At 73.8% G+C, this 1,024-nt stretch carries 2 protein-coding genes; both read right to left on the minus strand.

Annotated features, from left to right (window positions below; all coding sequences use genetic code 11):
• The coding region (locus tag HMPREF0731_RS21705; protein WP_040614368.1) for a hypothetical protein at positions 1 to 197 on the minus strand (197 nt) is incomplete at its 3' end.
• 86 nt (positions 198 to 283) lie between these two features.
• Positions 284 to 1,024: M23 family metallopeptidase (locus HMPREF0731_RS21710; RefSeq protein WP_007006400.1), on the minus strand; the 741-nt coding region annotated here is incomplete at its 5' end.

Here is a 1,024-nt window from a genome sequence, read left to right on the forward strand (position 1 = left end):
AGCCCGGGCAGCGGCGCCAGCAGCACCACCCCGTCGCCGCCATGCCGCAGCGCCACCGCGCCGGCGCTGCGCAGCGCCGCCTCGGCCGAGGGCGCCGTCTCGAACAGCGCCACCAGCGGCGATTCGATCGGGCCGGCATCCCGCAGCGTCTCGGGCGAGGTGGCGGGGCGGGGGCGGTGGGCGAGGAGCGTGGTCATGCGCGCTCCAATGCCGCCCCGATGCTTACGCGACGATGAAGGAGCCGCGTTTTTTTGATGGCAGGTTGAAAGGATTCTTGCCGCGCTCAACCCGGCAGCAAGGGCTGCGGGTCCAGCGCCGTGGCCAGCCAGTTCAGCCCGAGATGCAGATGCGGCCCCGTCACCCGGCCCGTGGCGCCGATCGCGCCCAGGCGCTGGCCCTTGGCCAGCATCTCGCCCGGCCGCACATCCATGGCCGAGAGATGCGCGTAGAGGCTGACCACCCCATGCCCGTGGTCGAGCAGCACGGTGTTGCCGGTGAAATAGAGATCGTCGGCCAGCACCACCCGCCCGCCGCCCATGGCGTGGCAGGGCGTGCCGGTGGGGGCGGCGATGTCGAGGCCGAGATGCGGTGCCCGCGGCTCCCCGTTCAGGATGCGCTGGCTGCCGAAGACGCCGCTGATGCGGCCGCGCGCCGGCCAGTCGAAGCCCTCGGCGAAGAAGGTCAGGTCGCTGTCCAGCTTGCGGATCTCGGCGATTCGCGCGCGCTCGGCCTGGATGCGGGCGAGCTGCCGCTGGTCCGGGCTGACCATCGCCGGCGGCAGGCCGTTGATGCGCTGGATGTCCCATTCGCGCTTCGTCACGTTGAGCGCGCGGCTCTCCCGCCGCCCATCCGGGGCGGTGGCGGTCAGGGTGGCGCCCGGCCCCGCCTCGCGGCCGAAGCCGATGGCGAAGCGGCCATCGGCTGCGACCGAGACATTGCGGCCATCCAGCGTGACGCGCGCCCCCGGCACGGTGCGGCCCAGCACCAGCCCGCCCTGGGCGGGCGGGGCGGGGGGCAGCTCCAG

Source organism: Pseudoroseomonas cervicalis ATCC 49957, from assembly GCF_000164635.1.
Classification (GTDB): Bacteria; Pseudomonadota; Alphaproteobacteria; order Acetobacterales; family Acetobacteraceae; genus Pseudoroseomonas; species Pseudoroseomonas cervicalis.